The organism is Bacillus xiapuensis (assembly GCF_002797355.1).
Taxonomy (GTDB): domain Bacteria; phylum Bacillota; class Bacilli; order Bacillales; family Domibacillaceae; genus Bacillus_CE; species Bacillus_CE xiapuensis.
Genome location: NZ_KZ454939.1, coordinates 2,053,443 through 2,077,721 on the forward strand (window position 1 = coordinate 2,053,443; position 24,279 = coordinate 2,077,721).

A 24,279-nucleotide genomic window follows, 5' to 3' on the forward strand; every position below is an offset into this window, starting at 1 on the left:
TCACACCTCTTTCAAGCCAAGACCGACAGCCGTATAGAAAGCACCCGGAATGGAATCACCTGATTTATCCGCCACATCAAGGCGCCCGTCGTCCACAACTTTCAGTCCTAATGTCTCTTCTAAGTAGTTCTGCACATATTCCGTCTCTGGATGGTCGCTGTTTAAGAAAGCCTTGTTCAGCTGAACCTGCCCTTTATGGAGAGAGTTTTCATAAAAGCCAATGACATTTTCTACTTCCTTCAGTGCATCCATTAAATAAGCCGTCTCCTGATTCCGCGATGGATCCTCCGGCAGGAGCATGGCCTCTTGAGGAAGCTCAATCGGCACGGGCTTAATAAATTTCGGACGGTGCTCGTGGAAAATCGAAATCGTCAAGAGGTTTTGCTTTAATTGCAGCAGCATTTCATGATCAGACCGGCTTGTCAGCTCTTGATAGTAGTACAGCCGGTACAGGCTCAGCGGCCCGATATCCGCTGCTTTCGGCTTCAGCTTAACCTCCTCCAGAAGCTGGCTAAAATGCCGCACTCTTTCTTCAGGCGCCGCCACCAGCAGCACATCCTTTTGTCCATCGCGCTCGCCGACCACCACTGCGTCAAAAACCGGCTCTTCAAACGGCAAATGAATGGTCGTGCCGATCTGCATAAAGTAATAGTTTTTCAGCTCATCCTCTTCTATCTCTTCTTTCAGCCGCTCTTCCTTCATGGCGATGTAATGATCCGGGACGATGAATCGGGCTTCCCGCCGTTTGATGCCCCATTCATCGACACAGTTTTGCAAAATGGGGAGGAGAGCCTCATAATCGATGATTTCTCCGCGGCGGATAAGGCCCTCCGGAATAATGCGCTCCTCCGCCTGCTGAACAACCGTCGGAACCGTCCCCCTCAATTCAACATACCGAATGGCATAGTCTGTAAACACTAAATTCACCGTTCTGTCTTTTTTGGAAAATAATCGCCTCGCCATGCCGGTCTCTCCTTTTTGTGCATTCGTGAATGTTTATACAAAAAAGCTGCTATACCAAGATAGAAGCGCCTCGCCTTTGAAATATACAATCATCGCCGCTGCCGCGATAAACGGGCCAAATGGCATCGGCTTTCCTCTTTGGACCAGGCCGAACCCCATTAAGACCAGACCGATCACCGCACCCAGCGCACAGGATAAGAAAAAGGTAAGCAAGACGCCTTTCATTCCAATGACAAACCCAATTACAGCAAACAGTTTAATGTCTCCTCCGCCCATTCCGCCTTTGGATGCTAACGCAATCAGCAAAAGCAGCAGAAAGCCCACCGCTCCGCCGGCCAGCGAATCCCACCACGGCTCCAGCGGCCGGATCATCCGCCCCACTAGAAACAGCAGAAAGAAAAAGAGCAGCACCTTATCCGGTATAATCATATAGGCTAAATCCGATACAACGATAATCAGCAGCAGCGAAATCAGCAGCAGCGCGATCATAAAATCCGTCGTCAGCCCAAATAGCTGATAGGCATATAAAAATAACAGCGCCGTCACCAGCTCTGTTAATGGATACAGGGGCGAAATGCGCGCGCGGCATGCGCGGCACCGCCCCCCCTGCATCAAATAAGAAAACACCGGAATTAACTCTTTCGCCCGCAGCGTATGGCCGCATGCCGGACAAGCGCTGCGCGGCCGCACTACCGACCGGCCCTCCGGCACCCTTAAGCCGACAACATTAAAGAACGAGCCGAAGAGGAGACCGTAGAGGAAGATTATTAAATTCATAGCTTGTTATATAAATTACTTACCTCCATCGGTAACTGCTGCTCTTTTTAAATCTTTCTGCTCTCCGCTTATTCCACGTGTTCCATTTGTTAAAGTCACGGTATAATTGTAACTTTTTCCACTCTTCGTTATTACTACTTTTGATTTTTCTTTGTCGTAACCTTTCCCATCCGGATCTTCCATTTGGTCAATGAGCCCTTCATCAATCATTCTTTCCAATGTTAAAGTTTCTTTTCCACCTTCTTTTATCTCATTTCCATTTCCAGCGACCCACGTTTTAGCAGAGCTGATCATTTGCTGGGCGTTAGCGACATGGGCATCCTTCTTCGTATTATCAATCAATCCGCCAATCGCCGGGATGGCAATGGCTGCGATGATCGCTAAAATTACGACAACGGCCAAAAGCTCGATCAATGTTAATCCTTTCTCGTTTTTCATTCTTTTTTTCATGGCTTGAATCATTTTATTTCCTCCCATTTTGAATTTTTTTCAAGCTATCTCTCAAACTATGTTAATCGTCGATCTAGTAAAAATCAACTATATTTTGTAAAAATTCTATGACTGTTGTACTGCATTAAAGATTTCAAACATCGGCACAAGGATGGAGGTGACGATCGTTCCGACGATGGCGGCCAGCACGACAATCATCAGCGGCTCAATCAAGGATTTCATCCGGTCGGTTGCGGCTTCGACCTCCTTTTCATAAAAATCGGCCACTTTGCCGAGCATGGCATCCAGCGAGCCGGTTTCTTCCCCGATGGAGATCATGTGATGAATTAAAGGCGGAAAGGCCCAATGCTTCTTCATCGGTTCCGTCAGCGATCTCCCTCTTTCTAAGGAGTCCTTAGACTGATGAATAACTTGGGCGATTACCTCGTTTCCGACAACGCGGCCGACGATCTCCATCGCCTGCAGAATGGGAACGGAGTTGGAAAACAGCGAGCTTAGCGTTCTCGTCATCCGCGCCAATACCGCCTTTTGCAGCAGCGAACCGAATACCGGCAGTCTCAGCAGAAAATAATCGAGATAATATTTCGTTTCTTTTCTTTGTCTTGCCGCCCAGACAGCTGCCGCGAAGAGAAGAAACAAGCCGAGGATGACATACCAGTAGCGCTGCATCCATTCGCTCGCTCCGATGACAAACTTCGTGATGGCCGGCAGCTCGCCGCCAAAGTCCGCAAACATATCAACAAATGTCGGCACGACGGAGACGAGCAAAAAAGTCACAACGCCTGCAGCAATCAGTCCGACAACCGCCGGGTACATAAGAGCGGATACGACCTTTTGCTTCGTGCGGTATTGGCGCTCATAATGCTCCGCCATATCATCCAATGTTTCATCCAGACTTCCGGTTGCCTCCCCCGCCCGCAGCATGTTGATAAACAGCGGTTCAAAAATCTTTTTCTGATGGGAAGCGGCTTCTGAGAGGGGCCGTCCTTCCCTCAGCTCAAGCTCGATCTGCTTCAGAGCTTTTTTCAGCGCTTTGCTTTCAGTCTGTTCTGAGAGAATGACCGTGGCATCCACTACGGTGACGCCCGCTTGAAGGAGCGTGGCAAACTGGCGCAGGAAGATGACCAGATGCTCCAGCTTGACTTGACGGCCTATCGTAATGTCTTTCGTAAAAATCGTTTCGGCCTGCTGCTGAATTTCCTTCACGCGAATGCCGCTCTTTTGCAGCTTAGTTAACGCTTCTTTCTTCGTATCCGCGGTTATCGTGCCCGACTTCTTGCCTTTCCGGTCTCTGCCCGTATACTTAAACTTAGCCATATCACTGCTCCTTTTCCTTGATGTAAGGAAGAAGAACCTCGCGCGAAAGAATGCCCTTCTCGTATAGTTCCTTCATGTGATCGGTCATCAGCTGCATTCCCTGCGCCCGGGAGGTTTGCATAATGTTAACGATTTGATGCACCTTTTCCGAACGGATTAAATTGGCGACGGCCGGATTGTTCATCAGCACTTCCACCGCTGCCCGCCGGCCCTTCTTATCCGCCGTCGGAAGCAGCCGCTGAGAAATGACGGCCCCAAGCACGGTCGCCAGCTGAATTCTGACCTGCGGCTGCTGCTCTGCTGGGAAAACATCAATAATCCGCTCAATAGTCGCCGGAGCGCTGGAGGTATGTAAGGTCGCCAGCACCAAGTGGCCGGTCTCTGCAGCTGTAATCGCCGTTTGTATTGTTTCCAAATCCCTCATCTCACCGACTAATATGATATCGGGGTCTTGACGAAGGGACGCCCGCAAGCCTTTGGCAAATGTTCTCGTATCGTGGCCGACTTCCCGCTGATCAATTAGGCATTTGCCATGACGGTGCAAGTATTCGATCGGGTCTTCCAATGTAATGATATGCTTGCTTGTTTCTTTGTTTAAATAATCAATCATGCTCGCCAGCGTTGTTGATTTGCCGCTGCCAGTGGGGCCGGTGACAAGCACGAGTCCTTGCGGCTTTTCGGCAATAGCTTTCAGCGAAGCCGGCAGAGCTAAGTCCTCCAGCGAAGGAATTTTCGTCGGAATAACACGGATCGCTAAGGAAATGCAATTGCGCTGATAAAAAGCGTTCACACGAAAGCGCGACACTTTCGGAATGCCATAGGAAAAATCCAGCTCTCCCTGTTCCTTAAACGTCTCCCATAAGTGGCCGGGAATCAGCGCCTTCGCCATGCTTTCCGTATCTTGCGGCGAAAGCGCTTCTTTGCCGTAGCGCTTTAAATCCCCGTGAATGCGGAAGACCGGCGGCGAACCGACAGTCAAATGAATATCCGACGCCTGCAAGTCAAAGGCCGAACGCAGTAAAAACTCAATCTTTTCTTTCATAGCATTACTCCATTAGCGCGACGCGAAGCACTTCTTCTGTTGTCGTCATTCCTTGCTTGACTTTCAGCAAGCCGTCATCCAGCAGAAAAATCGTTTTATCTTTGCGCGCGGTTTCTTTCAATTTTGCTAAGGATTCATCGTTTAAAACTTGTTTCTTCATTTCTTCCGTTACCGTCAGCACCTCATGTATCGCAACCCGCCCTTTATAGCCTGTCATATTGCAGGACGCGCAGCCGCGGCCGCGAAGCACTTTATCAAGCGTCAGTCCCCTTTTGCTGAAAATCAACTGTTCCCGTTTCGTTGGCTCTTCCTCCCGAGCGCAATCACGGCATACCCGTCTTACTAGCCGCTGTGCTACAATCCCAACAATGGAGGACGCCACTAAAAAAGGCTCTACTCCCATATCGATCAGCCGGGTAATGGTGCTGATTGAATCGTTCGTATGAAGTGTGCTTAAGACTAAATGTCCGGTTAACGAAGCTCTAATAGCGATTTCTGCCGTTTCTTTATCACGGATTTCCCCAACCATGATGATGTTGGGGTCCTGGCGCAAAATCGAACGCAGACCGGCCGCGAACGTTAACCCGACATGGGGATTGACTTGGATCTGATTGATGCCCTCCAGCTGATACTCCACTGGATCTTCTACGGTAATAATATTGACCTCTTCCGTATTCAGCTTATTAAGTGCCGCATACAAGGTCGATGATTTACCTGAGCCGGTCGGGCCGGTAATCAGCACGATGCCATTCGGCTGCTCAATCATCTCTCCAAAGCGGCGCAAGTTTACTTTATTAAAGCCGAGCTGCTTTAAATCATTGAGTGCGCTGCTCAAATCCAATATCCGCATCACCACTTTTTCTCCAAAAATGGTCGGCAGCGTCGACACACGCATGTCAATCGGACGGAAATCCACATTCGTTTTAATGCGTCCATCCTGCGGAACACGATGCTCGGTAATATCGAGATTGGCCAATATTTTGATTCTCGCAATCAGCATATTTTGCATGTGCTTCGGAAGCTGCCGTTCCGTCCGCAGCATGCCGTCTATGCGGAAGCGGATCAATAGCTTCGTCTCCTGGGGATCAATATGAATGTCGCTCGCTTTTTCGGCGATGGCATTGGACAGCAGCTGGTTGACGAGACGCACGATCGGCGAATCATCCTCCAGCACCTCCTCGCTCCCTGACTTAGTCTCGCTATCGGGCTGGATCAGCTCATCAAAGCTGTCGTCCATATCGTAATATTTATTGACTGTCCGGACGATGTCATCCTTGGTTGCGATCGCCGTTTCAATCTGAAATCCCGTAGACAGGCGCAGATCCTCAATCGTGTAATAATCCATCGGGTCCACCATCGCCACAAACAGCCGGTTTTCTTCTTTTTTCAGCGGAATGATCAACTGGCGTTTCGCCATCTCCTTTGGAATCAGCGTCAGCAACTTCAGATCAATCGGATAGCGGTACAGGCTGACATGCGGAATGCCCAGCTGGAATTCGAGAACTTCAATTAATTGCTGTTCAGTGATGTACCCCCGCTGCAAAAGTGCATCCCCAAGCTTCTGTCCTTCCGCCTTATCCGCCAGCGCCTGCTGCAGCTGATCCTCTGTTATCAGACCCGCATCCACAAGCAGGTCTCCCAGTCGTTTTCTTTGTTTGCGCATGCTCATTCATCACCTTTGTTCCGGTTTTGCCTTCTCTTCATCTGCCGCTTGCTTGCTTTGATTCTCAAAGCCCGCTGGCTGCGAGCGTCCCTTTTGGCTGCCTGCCGGCTGCTGATCCGTTTTTGGCGCTGGCACAGCTTCTTCTTGTTTCTCTTCCGTCTGGCCGGAAGCTTCATCTTTAGGCGGCGGCTCCTGCGAGCTATGCAGCTCAATCCGGTGAATGGGCGGATAAAAATCTTCGGCAATTCTTTCTGTCTTCCGCTTACCTAAAGAGCCGATCCGCTCTCTATATACCTCGACCGAAACCCCTTTTTCCCCTGTTTTCTTCACCGCCGTCTGCCCATAAGGCAGGGCGGGGGTGAAATGCAGAATCGTCTTCGGCGCATAGGTTTGTTTATTTTTGATGATGGCTTGATATGTATATGAAAATGGAACGCCTTTCAATGCGCCGTACAGCTTGCCGTTCACTGTCTTCCATTGCAGCGTATAAGGCAAAGGGTTGTTATTCATGAAAATAAAGTCCTGATCCTTCTCCCGATCCACCCTTGCTTCATATCCTAATTCCATATAAGCCGGCAGCTTAGTGCTTTGGTTTTTCTCAAGAATCAGGAAGTTGGTTTTCAAAACGATTTGGTACAGTAAAGAGGACAGCGTGTTTAATGCTTCTTCGTTTAAATCCGCGTAACCCGCTTCATCGATCCATTCATTGAAAGAAAATACTTGCTTCGGTTTAAACGTAAGCGCTGGCTGCTCTTCCATTAACGGCTGCAGAGCTTCATCGGCTGAACTGGCTGCCACGAATGCTTCGGAGACAACCGCCTGCTTGCTCTCATCGTTTAAGTAATTGGTCAAATCTATGACGGATTCGCCCGGCTGCAAATACGCGGCGATATCCTGAAGATCGCTGTAAAGAGCGTCAAAATCAAACGCCGCTCTCTCCAGCTCCGGAAATTCCAGCAGAATCTCCTCTTTCACTTGTTCTTTCACAACATGAACAGCTAATAAATTTTGCTCGCCGGAGACGGCTTCATTCACTGACGCCTTCACGGAAAAACGGAACAGCGAAAGATCAAGCGGCACCGACTTCTCAACATATTGAAGAATCAGCTTTTTATTTTTCGCCCACTTATCAATTTCCTTATTGACAAGCTCGGCGGCGTCCAGTTTTGTTTTATTCGCCACCCCTACGGGTCCGATGGCCGTCCCTTCATCAAAGCCGGCTGCCATGTTGAACACTTTGCCATAAACATTGGCGCCATAATATGAAAAGCTGATTAAATAGGCCGTAATCAAAGCTAAAATGACCGATATCTTTAAAGTGCCTTGCCCTTTCACATTATGACCCTCCAATCTTGATTAACCTTCTGCACTCATGCTTACATCCACCAGCACTTCTGGCCCTGCTTCTCTAGCGGATTGAATATGCTCCTCTGTTAACACGGTTCCTTTGGGAATGAGAAGCGCTCCGTTAAGATCTACAATATCTTTCGTCGCTGTTTTGCCAATTAATAAAGCATCCTGCTGCTTTTCAATCGCCGCTAAGCTGTCTTCTTCGGCTGCTTTCTCTGCTTGACGCCCTTGCTGAAGCGCGGAGGCTGCCTCTTCCTTAGCGATAATAACGTCCTTTCCATATGTGATGACCAGCTCTGAATCCAGCGCCGTTAACTGCTCATTCACCGTTACGTCAAGCGTGATAATGCTGCCGGTATCTTCATCCACCACATATTCCTCGGCTTCGCCAAGCAATTGGCCTTTGCGGGTCATTACGCGCGTATTTTCAATTTGAACTTGACGGTTTAACAATTCTTTCGCTATCGGAATTTCATTTAAATCTATGATGGCTCCCTCGTTTTCAATGGTCAGCGCATAATCACCGATGCCAATGACCTTTTGGAACGGAATAGCTCTTCCTTCTGCTTGCCACTCTTCATGCTCTACGGTAAAAAAATCGACCCGGCCTTGATCGGGGTTAATGATTAATGATTTCACCCGGCCCAGTTCCGCCCCGTCTGCAATACTAAAAATGGGGAGGCCTTTAATTTCTGCACTTTTTTTCATATTTCCTTCACCTATCTATACGTTTTTTTTATTGATCACTGACTGTATAAGCTCAAGCTCTGAAAGCACGACCGGATAGCGGGCGAGCCGCTCCTTCAATTCATTGGCGAGCTCGCTGGCCTTCTCTGTCTGCTGATGTTCAATGTAGTATGAAAGCAAGCCCTTAGCCAGCGTATAATAATCCCTGTCATGAAGCGGCGCCTGCAAGTACCGCTTCATAACTTCCTCCACTTGTTCAAAGGAAAGCAGCTCTTTTTTAACCTCAATCTCTTTCCTAATCATTCGCAGCCAGCGAATATCCAGCATAGGAATTTCTTGCAGACCGCTTGGCTCACGATCCATACATACCGCTAGCTCGCCAGCTGAGACGATGGTCTCCTCCGCTGAACGCTCTTCTTGCGGCTGCGGCCAAACGTCCGGCTCTTCCGCTGAATCATCTTCTCCCGGTGCTTTTGCTGTGAACTCCTCCAGCTCGTTAATATATTCACATTCAGCGGTTGTGGCTTTTTCTTTTTGATTCTCTCCAGGGGACTCCTCTGCCCTCTCATCAAACCGCTCTTCTAAATAGACACCAGCCGGGGACTTTCCGCTTGCGTGCGGTTCGTCCCGCCGAACGTCTCGTTCTATCGGCTCTTCTCGTTCTGCAACTGTTAAGTCTGTCAGCTCCCACTCCGGTTCCTCGTCGGCGCCAGCTTGTTTCGGTTGATTCTCTTCCTCTTTGATCTCATCAAACAGCTCTTCCAAATAAGCGTCAGCTTCAGGTTCCCCGTTTTCTTCCGGTTCATCCCGCTGGTCGTCTCGTTCTGCCGCTGTTAAGTCTGTCAGCTCCCACTCCGGCTCCTCTTCGACGCCAGCTTGTTTCGGTTGATTCTCTTCCTCTTTGATCTCATCAAACAGCTCCTCCAAATAAGCGTCAGCTTCAGGTTCCCCGTTTTCTTCCGGTTCATCCCGCTGGTCGTCTCGTTCTGCCGCTGTTAAGTCTGTCAGCTCCCACTCCGGCTCCTCTTCGACGCCAGCTTGTTCCGGTTGATTCTCTTCCTCTTTGATCTCATCAAACAGCTCTTCCAAATAAGCGTCAGCCGCAGGTTCCCCGTTTTCTTCCGGTTCATCTGAGGGTCGCTCCTCGAGAGAACCATGATTCCCCTGTTTGCTGGAACTTGCTTGAACTTCTTCCGGCTGTTCTTCCTTCATCTCGCCCACCAGCTCTTCTAAATAAGCGTCAGCTTCACCCGCTTCTTGCGGCGCTTGTTTTAGATCTGCTGGCTGCTGCTTGGCTGTTCGGTTGATTTGCTCCTCTTGAGAAGCTTCCCACATCGATTCAATGACATTCATTTCCTCTTCACGATGAGAGAACGTGAACGGTTCTTCTGCCGAAGCGTCCGGCTCTGAGACGGTCATTCGTTCTTCGCTTTCAGGCTCCTTCATCTGTGTGCTGTTTCTTTCCTGAATCGGCCCCCTTTCCATATCGGCCGCTTGGATTTCTTGACCGATCGCTTCATCCGCTCCCTCTTCCGCTATTCCTTCTGTAAATCTTGCATTTTGGCCGATATATTTCTCTGTCACATAAGTAAACACGATCACAAACAAAACCGACAAGAGCGCACTTTGCCAGAACGGAACGAAGGGCATCGATCCTAAACAAACCCCTGCACTAAGTAGCGCGAACAAGATCAAAAGTCCTTTCCCCTTCATATTCAGATCGATGGGAATCCAAGGAATTAGAGGAATAAGTAGGCAAAAAGCAACAATAAACATTACCAAAATAGTCATCAGAACGCCTCACACGTAGGAATATATTATAAAAATAGAAAAATATAGTACTTTTAGATTAATGAAACTACGAAATATTGTATAATAAATTCAAGAATTTTGAAAGAAGGGAAAGATCAATCCGTTGAAATTTGTCCGAACTTGTGAAAAAGGTGTCACATTATTGGAACTGCTGCTGGCGCTTACGATCCTATCAATTGTTCTGCTGAGCTTCACTAGATTCTTTTTTCAAGCGGGCACGTATAATCAATCTAATCAGAGTAAAACAGTAGCTACCAATGTGGCGCGAAATGTGCTGATGTATATGGAGAAGCAGCCGTTCATTAAAGTCCGGCATGATTTCGGCCCCGCCCTGCTGGATACAAAGAAAAGAAATGACTATGCGTACGAGCTTTATCTCTGCGGCAGCGGCTATCAGTACTTTGAACCGAATAAACCAAAAAACGCCGGCTGTAAACCGATCTCAATCAATAATGAAAGCTATCATGTCAAAATTTATCCAGAAAAGATGGATGAACCTGAAAAGAGGAAATATTATATTCCTATTACGGTGGAGGTGAGCTGGGGAGCTGATGATAAGAAAACAACAGCCTTGGACGGCACAATTAAAAGCGAAGATTTGCGATAAAGGCGGAGTTACGCTAGTGGAGCTTTTACTCACCTTTGTGATTATGGCCCTTTTAACACCTGTTGTATTTAATGTTTTTCAGACCGGTCAAAAAACGTATATTAAGCAAAATGCCGAAGTGCAATTCAGAGAAGATGCCGACTATGCGGTCACTATGGTGATGAATGAATTCTACCGGACGGCTTTTGACTACGTAGATAATAGCTGCGGAGATAATTGCATTCGGATCGTAGATTCAAAGGCGCTCGATGTAGAAAAGCAGGCTTCCAGCGCATATTACAAAATCGAAGAGCAGGAGCAAGCTGAAAAGAAAACGATTTCGATCGCCCTTGATAACGGTGTTCTGGAAATCGACGGAGCCCCGCTGGAAATCAGCTCAGATCTCACCGGGTCGTCCATCTCTTACAAATGCGGCGCGGAAGAAAAAGATCAAGGCTGCCGATCGGGCATTATACAGCTAAAGCTCCGGCTGAGCGATGAGAAAACGAATCAAAATTTGATTCTCGAAAGCGAGTTTGGTTTTTAATGAATAAGGTAAGCAATGAAAAAGGAAACGCATTGATTACCGTGCTTCTGATCACGGTGATCTTTACCGTTCTTGGTCTTTCGATTCTCGCTTCCACATTAGGAGGCACCAAGCGGACAGCTGTTCGTGAAGAAGATGTGGATATCACATATGAAGCAGTGAAAGCGATCGATGACTTTACTGCAGAGCTGTCTCGGCGGCTGCAAAAAAACCAATACGCCCTTAACCAATTATCTCCCGGAGGATTTACGACCTCATTGAATAACGAAATGAAGGATCTGATTGCCGATCAAGGATATAACGCCCGGCAAGGAATCGAATCGTTTAAAGCCTCCATTGTTCCAAATGAGAAGATCAATGAAAGCGAAACGTTAACGCGCGTCGTAGAAGTGGAAGCTACGACAAAGGCCCAAAACAGCAGCGCTAGCCGGACCGCGGTCAAACGGCTGATCCTCTCCCCGCTGCCAAGCTTTCTAAAGTATGCGCTCGGCTCACAAGATGGGAATTTGGCATTAAAAGGATCTCCCCATATTGCCGGAAATATTTTCGCAAATCATTTAGAACTACAGAAGGAAGCGGAATATGTAGCGGCGTCACAGTCGATAAAAAATAAAACGATTGACACCCATCGGCCTTCGATCGTCGGTGATTTATATGCAGGCGAATATGATGAAAGCAAATTCAAAGCAAAAGATATGCTGGAACTATTAAGGGAAGATAATTTCTATCATGGCGAAATCCCTGATTGGAAAAATGACAGCCAATATCAAAAGATCGATTTTTCAGCTTCTTATAAGGAGGAGCGGAATCGCCGTTTCCTGAAAAACGGTCTTACAGAGACTTCAGCCGACGGTCTTCTAGAGGGGAAGGATCTATCCTCCGTCAGCGGCGTGCCTCCTGAGCTTGCATCACAAATTACAACAGATAAGGACGGAAATGAGAGTCGGCCTGATCCATTTAAACTGGTCAATAAAAATATCCATAAAGAGCTGGAACTGGATGGGAATTTGCTGATCACGAATACAGAAGAAATGAACCTCGATACGTTGCGCATCAAAGGCGATGTCAAAATTGTCGCTAATGAAAAACTGACCATCGGAAATCTTTATGTAACAGGCCGTTTAACCATTATTAACAATCCGGGAAGCCAGCTTGTGATTTCCGGTGAGGCAGTGGCTGAACAAGCGGTCTCCATTGAAAACGAAGGGGTTTTCCAAACAAATGGAAAGCTCGCTGCCCATGAGGATTTATCCATTGAAAACAAAGGAACGATGGAAATAAACCGTTCCGCGGCTTCCAAGCAGCGGCTTTCGATCAATAATGCAACAGACGGAAAGCTCATTGTAAAAGACGCCTTAGCCAGCTTAACCTCCCTTTCCATTCAAAACGAAGGAACGATGGAGATTCGCTCAGAAAAGCAAGCGGGAAACGCATCTGACATGCTGCTGCCAACCGAGGAGAAGAAACGGCGCAATCTTTACACGCAGCAATCGCTGACAATCCGCAATCATGGCAAAATGACCATTGAAAATAATCTCTACATCCAAGGAAAAGCGCCAGCCTCGGAAGAGAATACTTTGCGGATTGAATCGACCGGATCTATGGATATAATGGGAGACATTTTCTCGGGCGAGTCTGAATGCACTGGCTGTGGCACTTCCTCCATTATTGCCCGGAACAGCAAATTGAGCTTTGGTGGGAATCTCTTCTCAGAGGGCAGTTTGATACTCCGGGGCGACCAAGCAGATCCAAAAGGAGAAAACGACCACTTAATCGCAAACGGCGTAATGTACGCGAATGACGAGACGAAAGTATCCAATTTGAACATTAAAGGAAGAAGCAAGGGCGGAGAGGAAAGGCAGCTCATCCTTCTGTCACGAGGAGATCTGTCCATCTACCGCATCAACGAGTTTAGCAATTTTGCAGATCCTAAAGAACAGACGGAAGACTACTTGCCTCCTCCGCAATCTGGCATCGAACCGTTGAAAGCCTTTTTCTACACTGATCAAGACGCAGAACTGTACGGCGTCGGTTCCCTATTCTACATTAAAGGGGGACTATTCGCGAAAAAAAACTTGACCATTAACGCGATTCGCGGCGAGATGGCGTCAGAAAAAGAGCTCCTGCGGACGTATGAGGATATGGATCATTATTATTCCCGTTTTATCGTTGATTACAACGAGGATGTGCTGCTGCAGGTGATTGACTCCTTGCCTAAGGTGGATTATTTATCGATCTACAGCGGTGAATTAACGGTGAATTAAGAAAAGGATGGAGCCTCTTGGCTCCATCCTTTTCCGTTACCATTTGCTTTCGTCAATTTCTCCGTCATCCGATCCGCTTCCTGGCGTCTCTGCTCCTGACTTTTGTTTCACTTCAAAAACAGCTGAATCTCTTTTTTCGCTGCCTGCAATCGGCTGATTATCTTTATCATGTTGCTTGGCGATAACCGTTACCGTTGTGGCGCCTGTACGATTTTTGGCGTTTTTAATCAGCCACTCCCCTTTAGCATTTCTTCCAATTTGCACGACACCTGGCTTGGTAGCTGTTACCGAGTCGATGATGACATTTGTGGCATCCTCCGGTGTAAGCTCAATAAGATCCTTGATTTCCACCCATTCGTTTTGATCAGTATAATCATATTGCGGCTGTTTGAAGGATAGACCATCCAGCTCAACAAATGGGCTTTTGACCACAATCGGCACCGTAATGCGCACCTTCGGGTTGGCTTTAGATGTGATGATCATCTCCGTTTTGCCCGCGGACTCGCCGAGAATTCTGTTATGATCCACTAATGCGGCGACGCTCGCATCCTTAATACTGGCCTCCCAGCGTTTATCTGCGGCATCCTGCGGCAGGACAGTCACCGTGAAAGCGGTCGATTCCCCCTCTAACACTTCGATCGGGTTAGGCATCACTTGAATTTCTTCCACTTCTTTCTTGATCTCTACCGTCTTCTTAACTGGTTCCTCAGAAAGCGTAAATCCGCCAGCAGTTCGTACGTGAATGTCCATTTTTCCTGTATAAGAATCCGGCACTGCCACTTCTTCTTTCGGATCAAAAACTTTCCATTCCGTAGCTCCGTTCTGATGCACGATGCGATATTCATATTGGACATCATCGCCCGCCACAATATCGCTTACTTGAAAGGTGACAGAACCGCTCGCTTGACCGCCATCCTCTATCACGCGGCCGCTCTTGCGCTCCTTCACGACGAAATCCGTTTGCATCTTGAGTATGGCAGTTGAATCATCATAATAAGTGATCTTGATTTGCTTGTCTCCCTTGGCAAACTCCATTCCTTTCACAGGCTTATTTAATAAGCCATCGTCATTTGGATAGGTTGTTTCCGCCAGCACCTCTCCTGATGAAGGGTTGATTTTTTGAATTTTCCCGGTGTAATCTCCTATATACTTGCCGTGAGAGTCTTCAAGCATCACTCTCATGCTGATGCGCTTCGAAGAGGTCGTAAGGGCATGTGAGCGCGCTTTAAAGCGGGAATCATAATAATGAATATCGGCGCGCGGCATCGTGACATAGCCAATCGCATAATCCGCCTGCAATTTCACTTGGACGTCCGTTCCTTTTGGCACAAAGGTTTCTCCTCTGTAGGAGAAGACTTGATTGATTGTTATTTCGGCGAATCTTTTTCCGTCTTTTATAATTTCTTTTACGGTCCCTTCACGCGGATTCATCGCATTATCTGCTAATCGAATCCCGTCCGGCAGGGGCTGATCTATTTTTATCCGGCTCAATTCTCCGGCTGCTTGTTCCGTCGTTTCGTTGATCGGGTTCAACTGATATCTGACGGCAAATTGGTTGCTTTCACCGTTTTTGTTTCCTTTCTTCCATAAGTGATCAGCTGAATACATGGAATTGCCGGTAATCTCCACGATATTATCAAAAATAGGCGCCGTTTCATCTTTGATTTCAACCTTAATGGGCTTATGGACGATGGATTGCATCTTGCCTTGGAGATCTTGATAAGTCAGCTCGATATCGTTAAACGTATAGGTCCCTTTCTCCGCAAACGTCAGCGGCAGAGAGGACTGGATCAGCTGCGGAATCGGCGCTTTATTCGGCGGATAAGTAAAATTGAATTTAATATGAGCGACATTTTTATCATCCACATAAGCATCCGCTCCTTCCGCCACCTGCACTTTCCCTCCAAACGGCTTCAAATCAACCGCAATTTCTCCGCTGACTGCGGGATTGTCGAATTTTTTGGCAATATCCGCAAATACATTACTGATCGTATCCGGCTGCGCTTCTACCGCATATCCTCCCGTTTTTCTTGACATCTCGTCGAGCAGCTGATAGTTCACTTCCCCTTCTTTAGCAAAAGCGATGCTGTACATCGTAATTCCGCTCTGTCCGAGAAGATCGGCTGTTTTTCGCGCTTCTCTATGGATGATCTCTTCCACCGGACGGTAGTTCCATTGCTGCCACCCATTTACATAGCCGATTTTATTTCTGTAATAATCCAACATGATTTCATAGCGGCGCCCCTTATATGTTAATGAAGTCGGTTCTCCGTCCGTTAAGAAGACGATATATTTGTTGCTGTCCCTTAATCTCGTTAATTGCGACATCGCATACTCAAGCGACTGGCTATAATTAGTTCCGCCTTCACTGAAATAATCAAGATTGTCTGCGATTGCCCGGATGTTCGCCAAGCCTTGAGCCGGCTTTACTTCTCTCCCCCACCAATCTTTTTTATCGCTGACGTAGCTGTCAAATGGAACGAAGTAGTAGCGGTCCTCGGGCATCTGATTGGCTTCAAAGAATTGCAGCGCATTTTTCAAGGCATTTTTGGCGCTTGTTTCCTTTTTCATCCGTCCAAAATCCTCTTTCATCGATCCTGAGGTATCATGAACAAACACGACATCAATCGGCTTTCTCACTTCATTTCTCGCCATTCCTGTTGGCTTGATTTCAAAATCCAAGCGGCCCTTTGCCAAGTCATCAATCGGTTTCACATATTCAGCCGCGGATGGCGCAGCGGAGAAATCGACCCCAATATCAGACGGTGCGCCTTCTTTTACAGTGATCGTCACCGGAGGATGCGTTTGAAGAACATTCCCGTTCACCTTCAGTTTCATTTGATGAAATGTATAGGCGCCTTCCTTTTTGAAAAGCAGCGGCAAAACACTGGAGTACCTTTCATGCTCCGTATCAAACGACAGGGAGAATTGTCTGCTTTCGCTGTCTTCTCTTAAGACATTCCTGCCAGCCGGACTGCCATTGAGCGTGACCTCATCTAAATCGATGATGACTTCTCCTTTAACTCCTGCTCCTCTGTCTGCGGTGATCTCTTTGTAAATGCCGGGATCATCCGGCCGGAAGACTTGGCCGCCTGTTTGGGAAGAAAGCTCTTCTAAAAATCTGGAATGCGAGGAATGGCTGCTGCTGTTATGTAAAGCGATGCTGTATACAATAATATTTTCCTCTTTTAATTGCCGGGCCAGAGCTAATGCGCTTTCTTTATTACTTCTTCCTTTTGAATTGCCGTCTGAAAGAAAAATAATATATTTCGCATTATTGCTTCCATTGTTTAAAAAAGAGCGCGCTTGATTGATACCGGCTTGATAGTTATTGCCGCCGGAGCTGTACTCTTCCACCTCACTGACAGCCTTCCTGATATTCTCCAGCCCTTCTGCCGGCCGCACTTTCCCTTTATGGCTGACTTCAGAATCAAACGGCACAAAGTAGAAACGATCCTGCTTATGACCATTTTGGGTAAAATAATCGACCCCGTCCAGTACAGCCGCCTTGGCAGCTTCGCTCTTTCTTTGCTGATTCACTTTCTGATGCATCCATTTAGACGTTTCTTGAACGAATGCGACATCGATCCCCTGCCCGCCAAGCGAGTTAGAAATATCAACATTTAAAGAACTCCTCGCACCCCCGGCAGTAATGGCAACTTCATCAGCAGAAGGCCTCACGCTGAAACTCGCGGGATGATTGCTTGCGGCCTCCCCTTTAACAGGCAGCGGAATATATTGAACAAACGAAAAAATCAATAAAAATACGAGAATACTTTTGAAGTTACAGAATGTATTCATCAGCCGCTCCTCCTTAAGACTTAATCACTTTCTCCTGGTATTTTTATTATAACAACCCTTTATTTGGATTGATAGTTCCTTTTTACTATTTCCGCTGCTGTTAAAAAATGTTCACTTTATGATTGGGCTGCCGCATACTTTCTCACCTCGGAAATGAAATACAGCGAACCCGTAATGACAAATACTTCGTCTCTATGTTCAGCCGCTGCGATGTCATCGAGCCATTGCGGCCATTGCTCCACCCATTGGTGTTTCTCAAGAAACGGAAGAAGGTCTTCACGGCCTGCTGCCCGCGGAAAATCAAAGCTTGTTAACAGCACCGAATCCGCGGCTTCGTTGAGCAGCGAGATCATTTGATCAAGCGGCTTATCTGTTAAGCCGGCAAACAGTGCGGTGATGCGGTAATTCCCATAACGCGCCTGCAGGGATTGCACAAGCGCTCTCATGCCCTCCTCATTATGAGCACCGTCAAGCAAAACAACCGGGTGATCTGATATTTGTTCCATCCGCCCAGGCCAATAAGCCGCCTGCAGCCCTGCACGAATATGCGACTCTTCGATTAAAAAAGCGAAGAATTTCCGCAAATAGTGAAGCCCCATCAGCGCGACCGAAGCATTCTCTATTTGATGGAGACCATTTAAACCGGTGCGGAGATCCTTCATATTGGAAAAAACAGAGGTAAAGTCAAAGCTTTCTCCTGCCGGCAGTGATTGCTGCCAAATCCCTTCAAAATGCTCACCAGCCTGGTAGGCAGAGGCTTGCACCTGCTTGGCTTTTTCTAGGATCACCGCCCGAGCTTGCGGCTGCTTCACGCCGCTGATAACCGCAACGCCATTTTTGATAATCCCCGCTTTTTCATGAGCAATCTCTTCGAGTGTCTCCCCCAAGTATTGCATATGATCCATTCCGATCGTGGTAATGATCGACAATAGCGGATGAATCACGTTCGTGGAGTCAAGACGGCCGCCAAGGCCCACTTCAAACAAGACCACATCGACCGGATGCACATGTGCAAAATAATAGATAGCCATCGCAGTAATGACTTCGAATTCGCTTGGACCGCCAAGCTCGGTCGCTTCCAGCTCCTCGGCAAGCGGTTTGACTATTTTCACTAACTGTGTGATTTCCTCATCGGAAATAGGGCGGCCATTGATGCTGATCCGCTCATTGAATTGTTCTATATAGGGAGAAGTGAAAGTTCCTGTTTCATAGCCCGCCTCCTGCAGCACGGCCCGCATATAGGCGACCGTTGAGCCCTTTCCGTTCGTTCCGCCAATATGAACGGCTCTCAATCGCCGTTCCGGATGCCCCAGTTTCTCCATGAGCCACTCCATCCGTGAAAGTCCAGGTTTGATGCCGATTTTCAGCCGGCTGTGGATCCACTCGATTGCCTCTTGATAATTTTCCATTCTTTATACCTCCTTCATTGATAGGGAAAGAGGCTGACCCTATCGTTCTGGGACAGCCTCCTTCAAACAGCTTCCATAGCCGTGCGCTTATTGTTTTAACTCTTTAATACGCGCTTCTACAGCGGCACGCTTTTCAAGATAATCGTTCTCTTTGGCCCGTTCTTCCTCTACCACTTTTTGCGGCGCTTTGCTGACAAAACGTTCGTTGCTCAGCTTTTTTTGAACGCGTTCGACTTCGCTGTTCCACTTCTTCCACTCTTTCTCTAAGCGGGCGATTTCTTCTTCAATATTAATTAACCCAGCAAGCGGCAGGAATAGCTCCGCTCCTGTCACAACAGCTGTCATCGCTTTTTCAGGAGCGGCGGCATCGGTGGATAAAACGAGTTCCTCCGGATTGCAGAAGCGTTCCAGATAAGAGCGGTTTTCTTCAAGAACCGCTAACACCTCTTCATCCTTCGCTTTGATGACCAGCTTGATTTTCTTGCTCAGCGGTGTATTCACTTCCGCGCGGATATTGCGGACCGAGCGGATGATATCCACAAGCAATTTCATATCATTAGCCGCCTTTTCATCTGACAGCTCCGAACGCACCTGCGGCCAAGAAGCCGTTACGATCGTCTCGCCGCTATGCGGAAGGTTTTGCCATATTTCCTCGGTAATAAACGGCATGAATGGGTGCAGAAGACGCATCGTATGGTCAAGAACATAAGCCAGGACAGAACGAGTTGTTTTCTTGGCTGCTTCGTCCTCTCCATACAATGGCAGTTTCGCCATTTCAATATACCAGTCACAAAACTCATCCCAGATGAAATTATAGAGCGCGCGGCCGACTTCACCGAATTCATAGCGGTCTGCAAGTTTTGTCACGGTTTCAATCGTTTCATTTAATCTCGTTAAAATCCATTTATCCGCCACAGACAGCTCGCCGCTTAAATCGATTTCTTCGTGCGTTAATCCATTCATATTCATTAAGGCAAAACGCGAGGCGTTCCAGATTTTATTAGCGAAGTTCCAGACGGATTCCACTTTTTCCACAGAGAAGCGAAGGTCTTGGCCCGGCGAGCTTCCTGTTGATAAGAAATAGCGCAAGGAATCCGCTCCGTATTTTTCAATAACCTCCATCGGATCCACGCCGTTTCCTAGAGATTTACTCATTTTGCGGCCTTCAGAATCACGAACGAGTCCATGAATTAAGACATCTTTAAATGGCCGTTCTCCTGTGAACTCCAGCCCTTGAAAAATCATGCGGGAAACCCAGAAGAAAATGATGTCGTAGCCGGTTACAAGAGCGGCTGTCGGATAGTAGCGTTTGAAGTCCGCCGTCTCTTCATCCGGCCATCCCATTGTAGAAAACGGCCATAATGCTGAGCTGAACCACGTGTCCAGAACATCCGTATCCTGTTCCCAGTTTTCAATATCCTTCGGTGCTTCCAGACCGACAAACACTTCGCCCGTTTCCTTATGATACCAAGCCGGTATGCGGTGTCCCCACCAAAGCTGGCGGGAAATACACCAGTCGCGGATGTTCTCCATCCAGTGCAAATACGTCTTTTCAAAGCGGTCCGGAACAAAATGAACCTTCCCTTCCTGCTGCTGCAAAGCGACGGCTTTTTCGGCAAGCGGCTGCATGTTCACAAACCATTGTGTGGACAAATACGGTTCCACCACCGCCCCGCTTCTTTCTGAGTGGCCGACGGAATGCATATGCTCTTCGATCTTAAACAGCACGCCCGCCTCCTGCAAATCTTTCACAATTTGTTTGCGGCATTCAAAGCGATCCATGCCTTTATACTTGCCGGCAAGGTCATTCATCGTGCCGTCTTCATTCATCACAAGCACACGCTCTAAGTGATGACGGTTGCCGATTTCAAAGTCGTTCGGGTCATGAGCTGGAGTAATTTTCACCGCCCCGGAACCGAATTCCCGATCGACATAGTCGTCCCCGACAATTGGAATTTCGCGGCCGACAATCGGTAAAATCACGGTTTTTCCAATTAAATGCTTGTAGCGCTCATCTTCTGGATGAACAGCTACGGCCGTGTCACCGAGCATCGTTTCCGGCCGGGTCGTGGCGATTTCAATATGGCCGCTGCCGTCGGCTAGCGGATACTTCATATGATAGAAGGCACCTTGAACATCCTTATAAACGACTTCAATATCGGAAAGAGCCGTTTTCGTGTCCGGATCCCAGTTGATAATATACTCGCCGCGGTAAATCAATCCTTTATTATACAGGGTAACAAATACTTCGCGAACCGCTTTAGACAGCCCTTCATCCAATGTAAAGCGCTCGCGGCTGTAGTCCAAACCGAGACCGAGCTTCGCCCATTGCTGACGGATAAACTGCGCATACTCTTCCTTCCATTTCCATGCTTCTTCCAAAAACTTCTCGCGCCCCAGGTCGTAGCGTGTCTTTCCTTCTTCGCGCAGCTTCTGTTCTACTTTTGCCTGCGTAGCGATTCCCGCATGATCCATTCCAGGTAGCCAGAGCACATCATAGCCTTGCATCCGCTTCATTCGCGTTAGAATATCTTGCAGGGTCGTATCCCACGCATGCCCTAAATGGAGCTTTCCCGTCACATTTGGCGGCGGAATGACAATCGTATAGGGCGCTTTCGATTCATCGCCTTTCGCTTCAAAAAACTTGCCTTTAATCCACCAATCATAGCGACCTTGCTCAATCGCCTGCGGATCATATTTGGTTGGCATCGTCAATTCATTATTTTCCATTGATATTCCTCCTTAATTCGAGCTTCAGCCGTATTTCTCCACAAAAAAACCCCTCTCGCCAAAAGGACGAAGGAGTATGTTCGCGGTACCACCTTTTTTCGCGAATGGCTTTACGGCGCATTCGGCTCTCAATCCAATAACGGCTGGCAACCGGTCTCTGCTACTTGCGATCGTTCACAGAAACAGCTCGCGGGTGACTTTCTGAAGGGGCATTCCGGAAAACTTCTCAGCCATGAGTCTTCCTCTCTGAAGGACGTGCCTGTCCTCATACTCTTCCCGGTCTTAGCTTTTGATCATGTTATTTCTATAATAACGAAAAACAAGCCATTCCGTCAATCTTTCTTGTCATGTTTTCCCCGTTTACTCACTCCTTTTCCCCTTTTTCATATAATGAAGGGAAAAACAATAGGCAGGTGGCATCAATGAAAAGAAGATATAATCCATATAAGCTTCCGCCATGGCTTCGAACTTGCCGGGCCGTCTGTTACCAGCTGTGCATTCCATTTTGCATTTTCCAAGGGCTGCGCACGATTTTCTTTCCGACCACCTTTGACGTAATCCTGCTCTCTCTCTTCATCCTATTGGCCGTAGCCCTTCACCTCGAATGGATTTAATCGACTCAACCCCCAGTTAGCAGTCCCTGCATGACAATAAGACGTTCCCTCATTGCGGAACGTCTTGTTGCGAATCGATTTGGATGACGAAGTATTCAATATTTTTCAGCTGCCAATATTGCTTTTGCAGTTTTCTTGTCCATTGCTGCTCGCTGTATTTTTTAGGATTCGTGAAATAAGTGCTGAGGGTTTGGAACATGGCTCCCGGATAGGCGAGGTAGCTTTGGAACAGAAGGCGCTCCTCTTTTTTCAGCGGCAGATGCTCGATATAATGCTGCCAATGGCTCACCTCGGCATCTGCTTTCTTGGGAGAACTCGCCAGGACTCCAGCGAAATAGGGAACGAGATCATGAACCGGGGTTGCGAGGCGTGACCGCTCCAAATTAATGAAATAACCTGCTCCTTGACGGTCAAGGAGAAAATGATCCGGCGCCAGCTTCCCATGCACCTGAACCGTCCGTGTCTTTTCCTGCTCCTTCGTCTCTTCCATCCATTCTTTCAGCTTTTCTTTCGCATAAAAATAAGCCATTGAAAGATCATGATAGTATAAACAAAACAGCAAGCCAAACGGCGGCATATACGTTTCTTTTTCCACTAAAGCAATCCATTGTTCCAGCTGTGTCTCCTGCCTCTCCCAAATGTCTTTAGTCCGCTCGTAATGCTCCTGCCTCTCTTTTGGGCTGACAGGCACTTCTTTGGAGGACAGAATGTGCAATCTGGCTGCTTCGCGGAGCAGCTGTTTTTCCTTCAAGATGACATCCCTTTCCTTACTTCCTTCGATCCAAGGCATTAAATAATAAAGATGATCCCCTTGCAAAATTCCGTATCGTCCATCCCTTGCCGGATATACAGGAACAAAGTGATGATAGCCCGACTGATACAATCTTTGCATACTGTGAAGAAAATCCATTCCGCGTCCAGCCGGAATTCTTTTCAAGGCAAAATTCCCTTGATCCGTATACAGCTTCTGCACGCGGCCGAATGATTCTACATATTCCGGCTGGAGATTATAGCTTTTCCATACAGCTGAATGAGGCTGTTCCACATGCTTCACCTGCTTTATACAAAAATAAGGCTGTCCCACGCTGAGACAGCCGGAGCAATCATTGATTGGCCGTCTGTTTGTATGGAATGTAAAGCACCTGGCCTTCCTCAATCGTTTGATTCGTTTCCAGCTTATTTTCGCGAATAATTTCTGAAACTGAGATTTCATAACGCTCCGCCAAGGTCTGCAGCGTATCGTCCTTTTGCACGAGGCAAACCTTCCATGTCACCGCTTCCTCCTGCTCTTTTCTTGCAAAGAAATCAGCAAGCGACATAGTTTCCGTTTTCTGCAGACTAAAGGACTTTTTCTTTTTTGGCTCTTCCTCTTCAGGCAAAGTCTCTTCCGCTTCTTCTCCCTGAAGATCAGCCATGGCTTCCGCCGTCTCTTCACTGTCATCTTCCAGCTTAAGCTCCAATTCAAGCGGAGGCTCTACTTGTTCAAGCTCAACGACTGCTTGAGGATCTAGCTCCTTCCGCTCTTTCTTTTCCTTTCTTCTTTGAATTGCTTGAAGCAGCTGGGCTCCGACTTCTTTATCCTCTTCTGCAGGCTGGCGTTTGACCTCAACCGAAAAATCCGCTGCTTCATCCCCTGAAGTCTCTTCCTCGGAAGAATGATCCACTTCCAGCTTCAACATGGAGAATTCCGGCTCCACGGCTGGTTCCTCCTCTTTTTGGACGATCGTCTCTTCCGGTTCATCTTCCGGCTGGGGAGATGCTGTTTCCTGTGCTCGCTGGGTTTGCTGCTCTCCATAAATACCGGAAATCGACAGATCCACCGTCAGCCGCAAATGCGCTTTTTCAGGCAGCTCATAATCAAATGAATCGATGTATATTTCCACATCCTCCATTTTCTCAATTCGATTTTTTGGGATGGTAATATCAATCGGGAACTGATGAAAAAACTCGCATTCGTTTTCACTGCGTTCCAGCACGTGCTGCACATATTTCAGCGGCTGCCGTTCTGGCTCCTCATTCGCTGCTTTGGCCGGCTGATATTCGCCGGAAAGCTCTAAATAGCCGTGCATTCGGATGAATTGATTCTGCTCTTCCATCTGGATTTGCGGATCAAGAGAAATCGAATAAAGCTCCTCTATCTCTTGCCCTTTATCAAACCAAACTGTTTCTTCTAAAGAAAATCGTAAATACGACTGATCTTGAGAAGTCACGCTTATTCCTCCCTCCGGTAAATAAAGTTGCCCCCTGTGCCACTATTTCTCTCACAA

At 47.6% G+C, this 24,279-nt stretch carries 18 protein-coding genes and 1 other annotated feature; of the genes, 4 read left to right on the forward strand and 14 right to left on the reverse strand.

Features of this window, described 5'->3' with window-relative positions; genetic code table 11:
• The 9 genes from pilM to CEF20_RS10360 form a co-directional block, all read right to left on the reverse strand.
• Complete coding sequence (gene pilM, locus CEF20_RS10320) at window positions 1-963, reverse strand: type IV pilus biogenesis protein PilM (protein ID WP_100331729.1); 963 nt, start codon at window positions 961-963, stop codon at window positions 1-3.
• A gap of 33 nt (window positions 964-996) precedes the next feature.
• A complete protein-coding gene (locus tag CEF20_RS10325; RefSeq protein ID WP_100331730.1) occupies window positions 997-1,740 on the reverse strand; it encodes a prepilin peptidase in 744 nt (247 codons plus the stop codon).
• A gap of 15 nt (window positions 1,741-1,755) precedes the next feature.
• Complete coding sequence (locus tag CEF20_RS10330) at window positions 1,756-2,202, reverse strand: prepilin-type N-terminal cleavage/methylation domain-containing protein (RefSeq protein ID WP_232713431.1); 447 nt, start codon at window positions 2,200-2,202, stop codon at window positions 1,756-1,758.
• 93 nt (window positions 2,203-2,295) lie between these two features.
• Entirely contained in the window at window positions 2,296-3,507 is a 1,212-nt protein-coding gene (locus CEF20_RS10335; protein WP_100331731.1) for a type II secretion system F family protein, read from the reverse strand.
• A gap of 1 nt (window position 3,508) precedes the next feature.
• Window positions 3,509-4,549, reverse strand: coding sequence for a type IV pilus twitching motility protein PilT (locus CEF20_RS10340; protein ID WP_100331732.1), 1,041 nt, complete (start codon window positions 4,547-4,549; stop codon window positions 3,509-3,511).
• Window positions 4,550-4,553: 4 nt separating this feature from the next.
• Window positions 4,554-6,212 (reverse strand): GspE/PulE family protein, encoded by a 1,659-nt coding sequence (locus CEF20_RS10345; RefSeq protein ID WP_100331733.1) that lies wholly within the window; start codon window positions 6,210-6,212, stop codon window positions 4,554-4,556.
• A 9-nt stretch (window positions 6,213-6,221) separates the two neighbouring features.
• Window positions 6,222-7,547: a VanW family protein gene (locus tag CEF20_RS10350; RefSeq protein WP_100331734.1), complete on the reverse strand. Its 1,326-nt coding sequence runs from the start codon at window positions 7,545-7,547 to the stop codon at window positions 6,222-6,224.
• Between the two features lie 21 nt (window positions 7,548-7,568).
• Window positions 7,569-8,270 carry a PRC-barrel domain-containing protein gene (locus tag CEF20_RS10355; RefSeq protein WP_100331735.1) on the reverse strand — a complete coding sequence of 234 codons (702 nt, stop codon included), beginning with the start codon at window positions 8,268-8,270 and terminating at the stop codon, window positions 7,569-7,571.
• A gap of 15 nt (window positions 8,271-8,285) precedes the next feature.
• Window positions 8,286-9,944, reverse strand: coding sequence for a hypothetical protein (locus CEF20_RS10360; RefSeq protein ID WP_232713432.1), 1,659 nt, complete (start codon window positions 9,942-9,944; stop codon window positions 8,286-8,288).
• Window positions 9,945-10,164: 220 nt separating this feature from the next.
• On the opposite strand from CEF20_RS10360, the gene CEF20_RS10365 reads away from it, so the two are divergent.
• Genes CEF20_RS10365 through CEF20_RS10375 form a run of 3 tightly spaced genes read left to right on the forward strand, consistent with a single transcriptional unit; the run spans window position 10,165 to window position 13,458 of the window.
• Window positions 10,165-10,668, forward strand: coding sequence for a prepilin-type N-terminal cleavage/methylation domain-containing protein (locus tag CEF20_RS10365; protein ID WP_157796248.1), 504 nt, complete (start codon window positions 10,165-10,167; stop codon window positions 10,666-10,668).
• A complete protein-coding gene (locus CEF20_RS10370; protein WP_157796249.1) occupies window positions 10,613-11,194 on the forward strand; it encodes a PilW family protein in 582 nt (193 codons plus the stop codon). The genes CEF20_RS10365 and CEF20_RS10370 overlap by 56 nt, the downstream gene beginning before the upstream one ends.
• Window positions 11,194-13,458 carry a hypothetical protein gene (locus CEF20_RS10375; protein ID WP_100331739.1) on the forward strand — a complete coding sequence of 755 codons (2,265 nt, stop codon included), beginning with the start codon at window positions 11,194-11,196 and terminating at the stop codon, window positions 13,456-13,458. The genes CEF20_RS10370 and CEF20_RS10375 overlap by 1 nt, the downstream gene beginning before the upstream one ends.
• Window positions 13,459-13,494: 36 nt before the next feature.
• On the opposite strand, the gene CEF20_RS10380 is transcribed toward CEF20_RS10375, so the two are convergent.
• The 3 genes from CEF20_RS10380 to CEF20_RS10390 all read right to left on the reverse strand — a co-directional run bounded on the left by CEF20_RS10380 (window position 13,495) and on the right by CEF20_RS10390 (window position 21,398).
• Window positions 13,495-17,259 carry a VWA domain-containing protein gene (locus CEF20_RS10380; RefSeq protein WP_100331740.1) on the reverse strand — a complete coding sequence of 1,255 codons (3,765 nt, stop codon included), beginning with the start codon at window positions 17,257-17,259 and terminating at the stop codon, window positions 13,495-13,497.
• A 116-nt stretch (window positions 17,260-17,375) separates the two neighbouring features.
• The gene (locus CEF20_RS10385) at window positions 17,376-18,668 is read right to left on the reverse strand and encodes a bifunctional folylpolyglutamate synthase/dihydrofolate synthase (protein WP_100331741.1); all 1,293 of its coding nucleotides are present in this window, start codon (window positions 18,666-18,668) and stop codon (window positions 17,376-17,378) included.
• A gap of 87 nt (window positions 18,669-18,755) precedes the next feature.
• A complete protein-coding gene (locus CEF20_RS10390) occupies window positions 18,756-21,398 on the reverse strand; it encodes a valine--tRNA ligase (RefSeq protein WP_100331742.1) in 2,643 nt (880 codons plus the stop codon).
• Window positions 21,399-21,457: 59 nt separating this feature from the next.
• Window positions 21,458-21,691, reverse strand: a binding site (T-box leader).
• Window positions 21,692-21,820: 129 nt separating this feature from the next.
• Between CEF20_RS10390 and CEF20_RS10395 the strand changes: the two genes are divergently transcribed.
• Complete coding sequence (locus CEF20_RS10395; protein ID WP_100331743.1) at window positions 21,821-22,012, forward strand: hypothetical protein; 192 nt, start codon at window positions 21,821-21,823, stop codon at window positions 22,010-22,012.
• Between the two features lie 49 nt (window positions 22,013-22,061).
• On the opposite strand, the gene ysxE is transcribed toward CEF20_RS10395, so the two are convergent.
• On the reverse strand, window positions 22,062-23,057 hold the full coding sequence (gene ysxE / locus CEF20_RS10400) for a spore coat protein YsxE (RefSeq protein WP_157796250.1): 996 nt from the start codon (window positions 23,055-23,057) through the stop codon (window positions 22,062-22,064).
• A gap of 58 nt (window positions 23,058-23,115) precedes the next feature.
• The gene (gene spoVID / locus CEF20_RS10405; protein WP_157796251.1) at window positions 23,116-24,222 is read right to left on the reverse strand and encodes a stage VI sporulation protein D; all 1,107 of its coding nucleotides are present in this window, start codon (window positions 24,220-24,222) and stop codon (window positions 23,116-23,118) included.
• Window positions 24,223-24,279 lie beyond the last annotated feature (57 nt).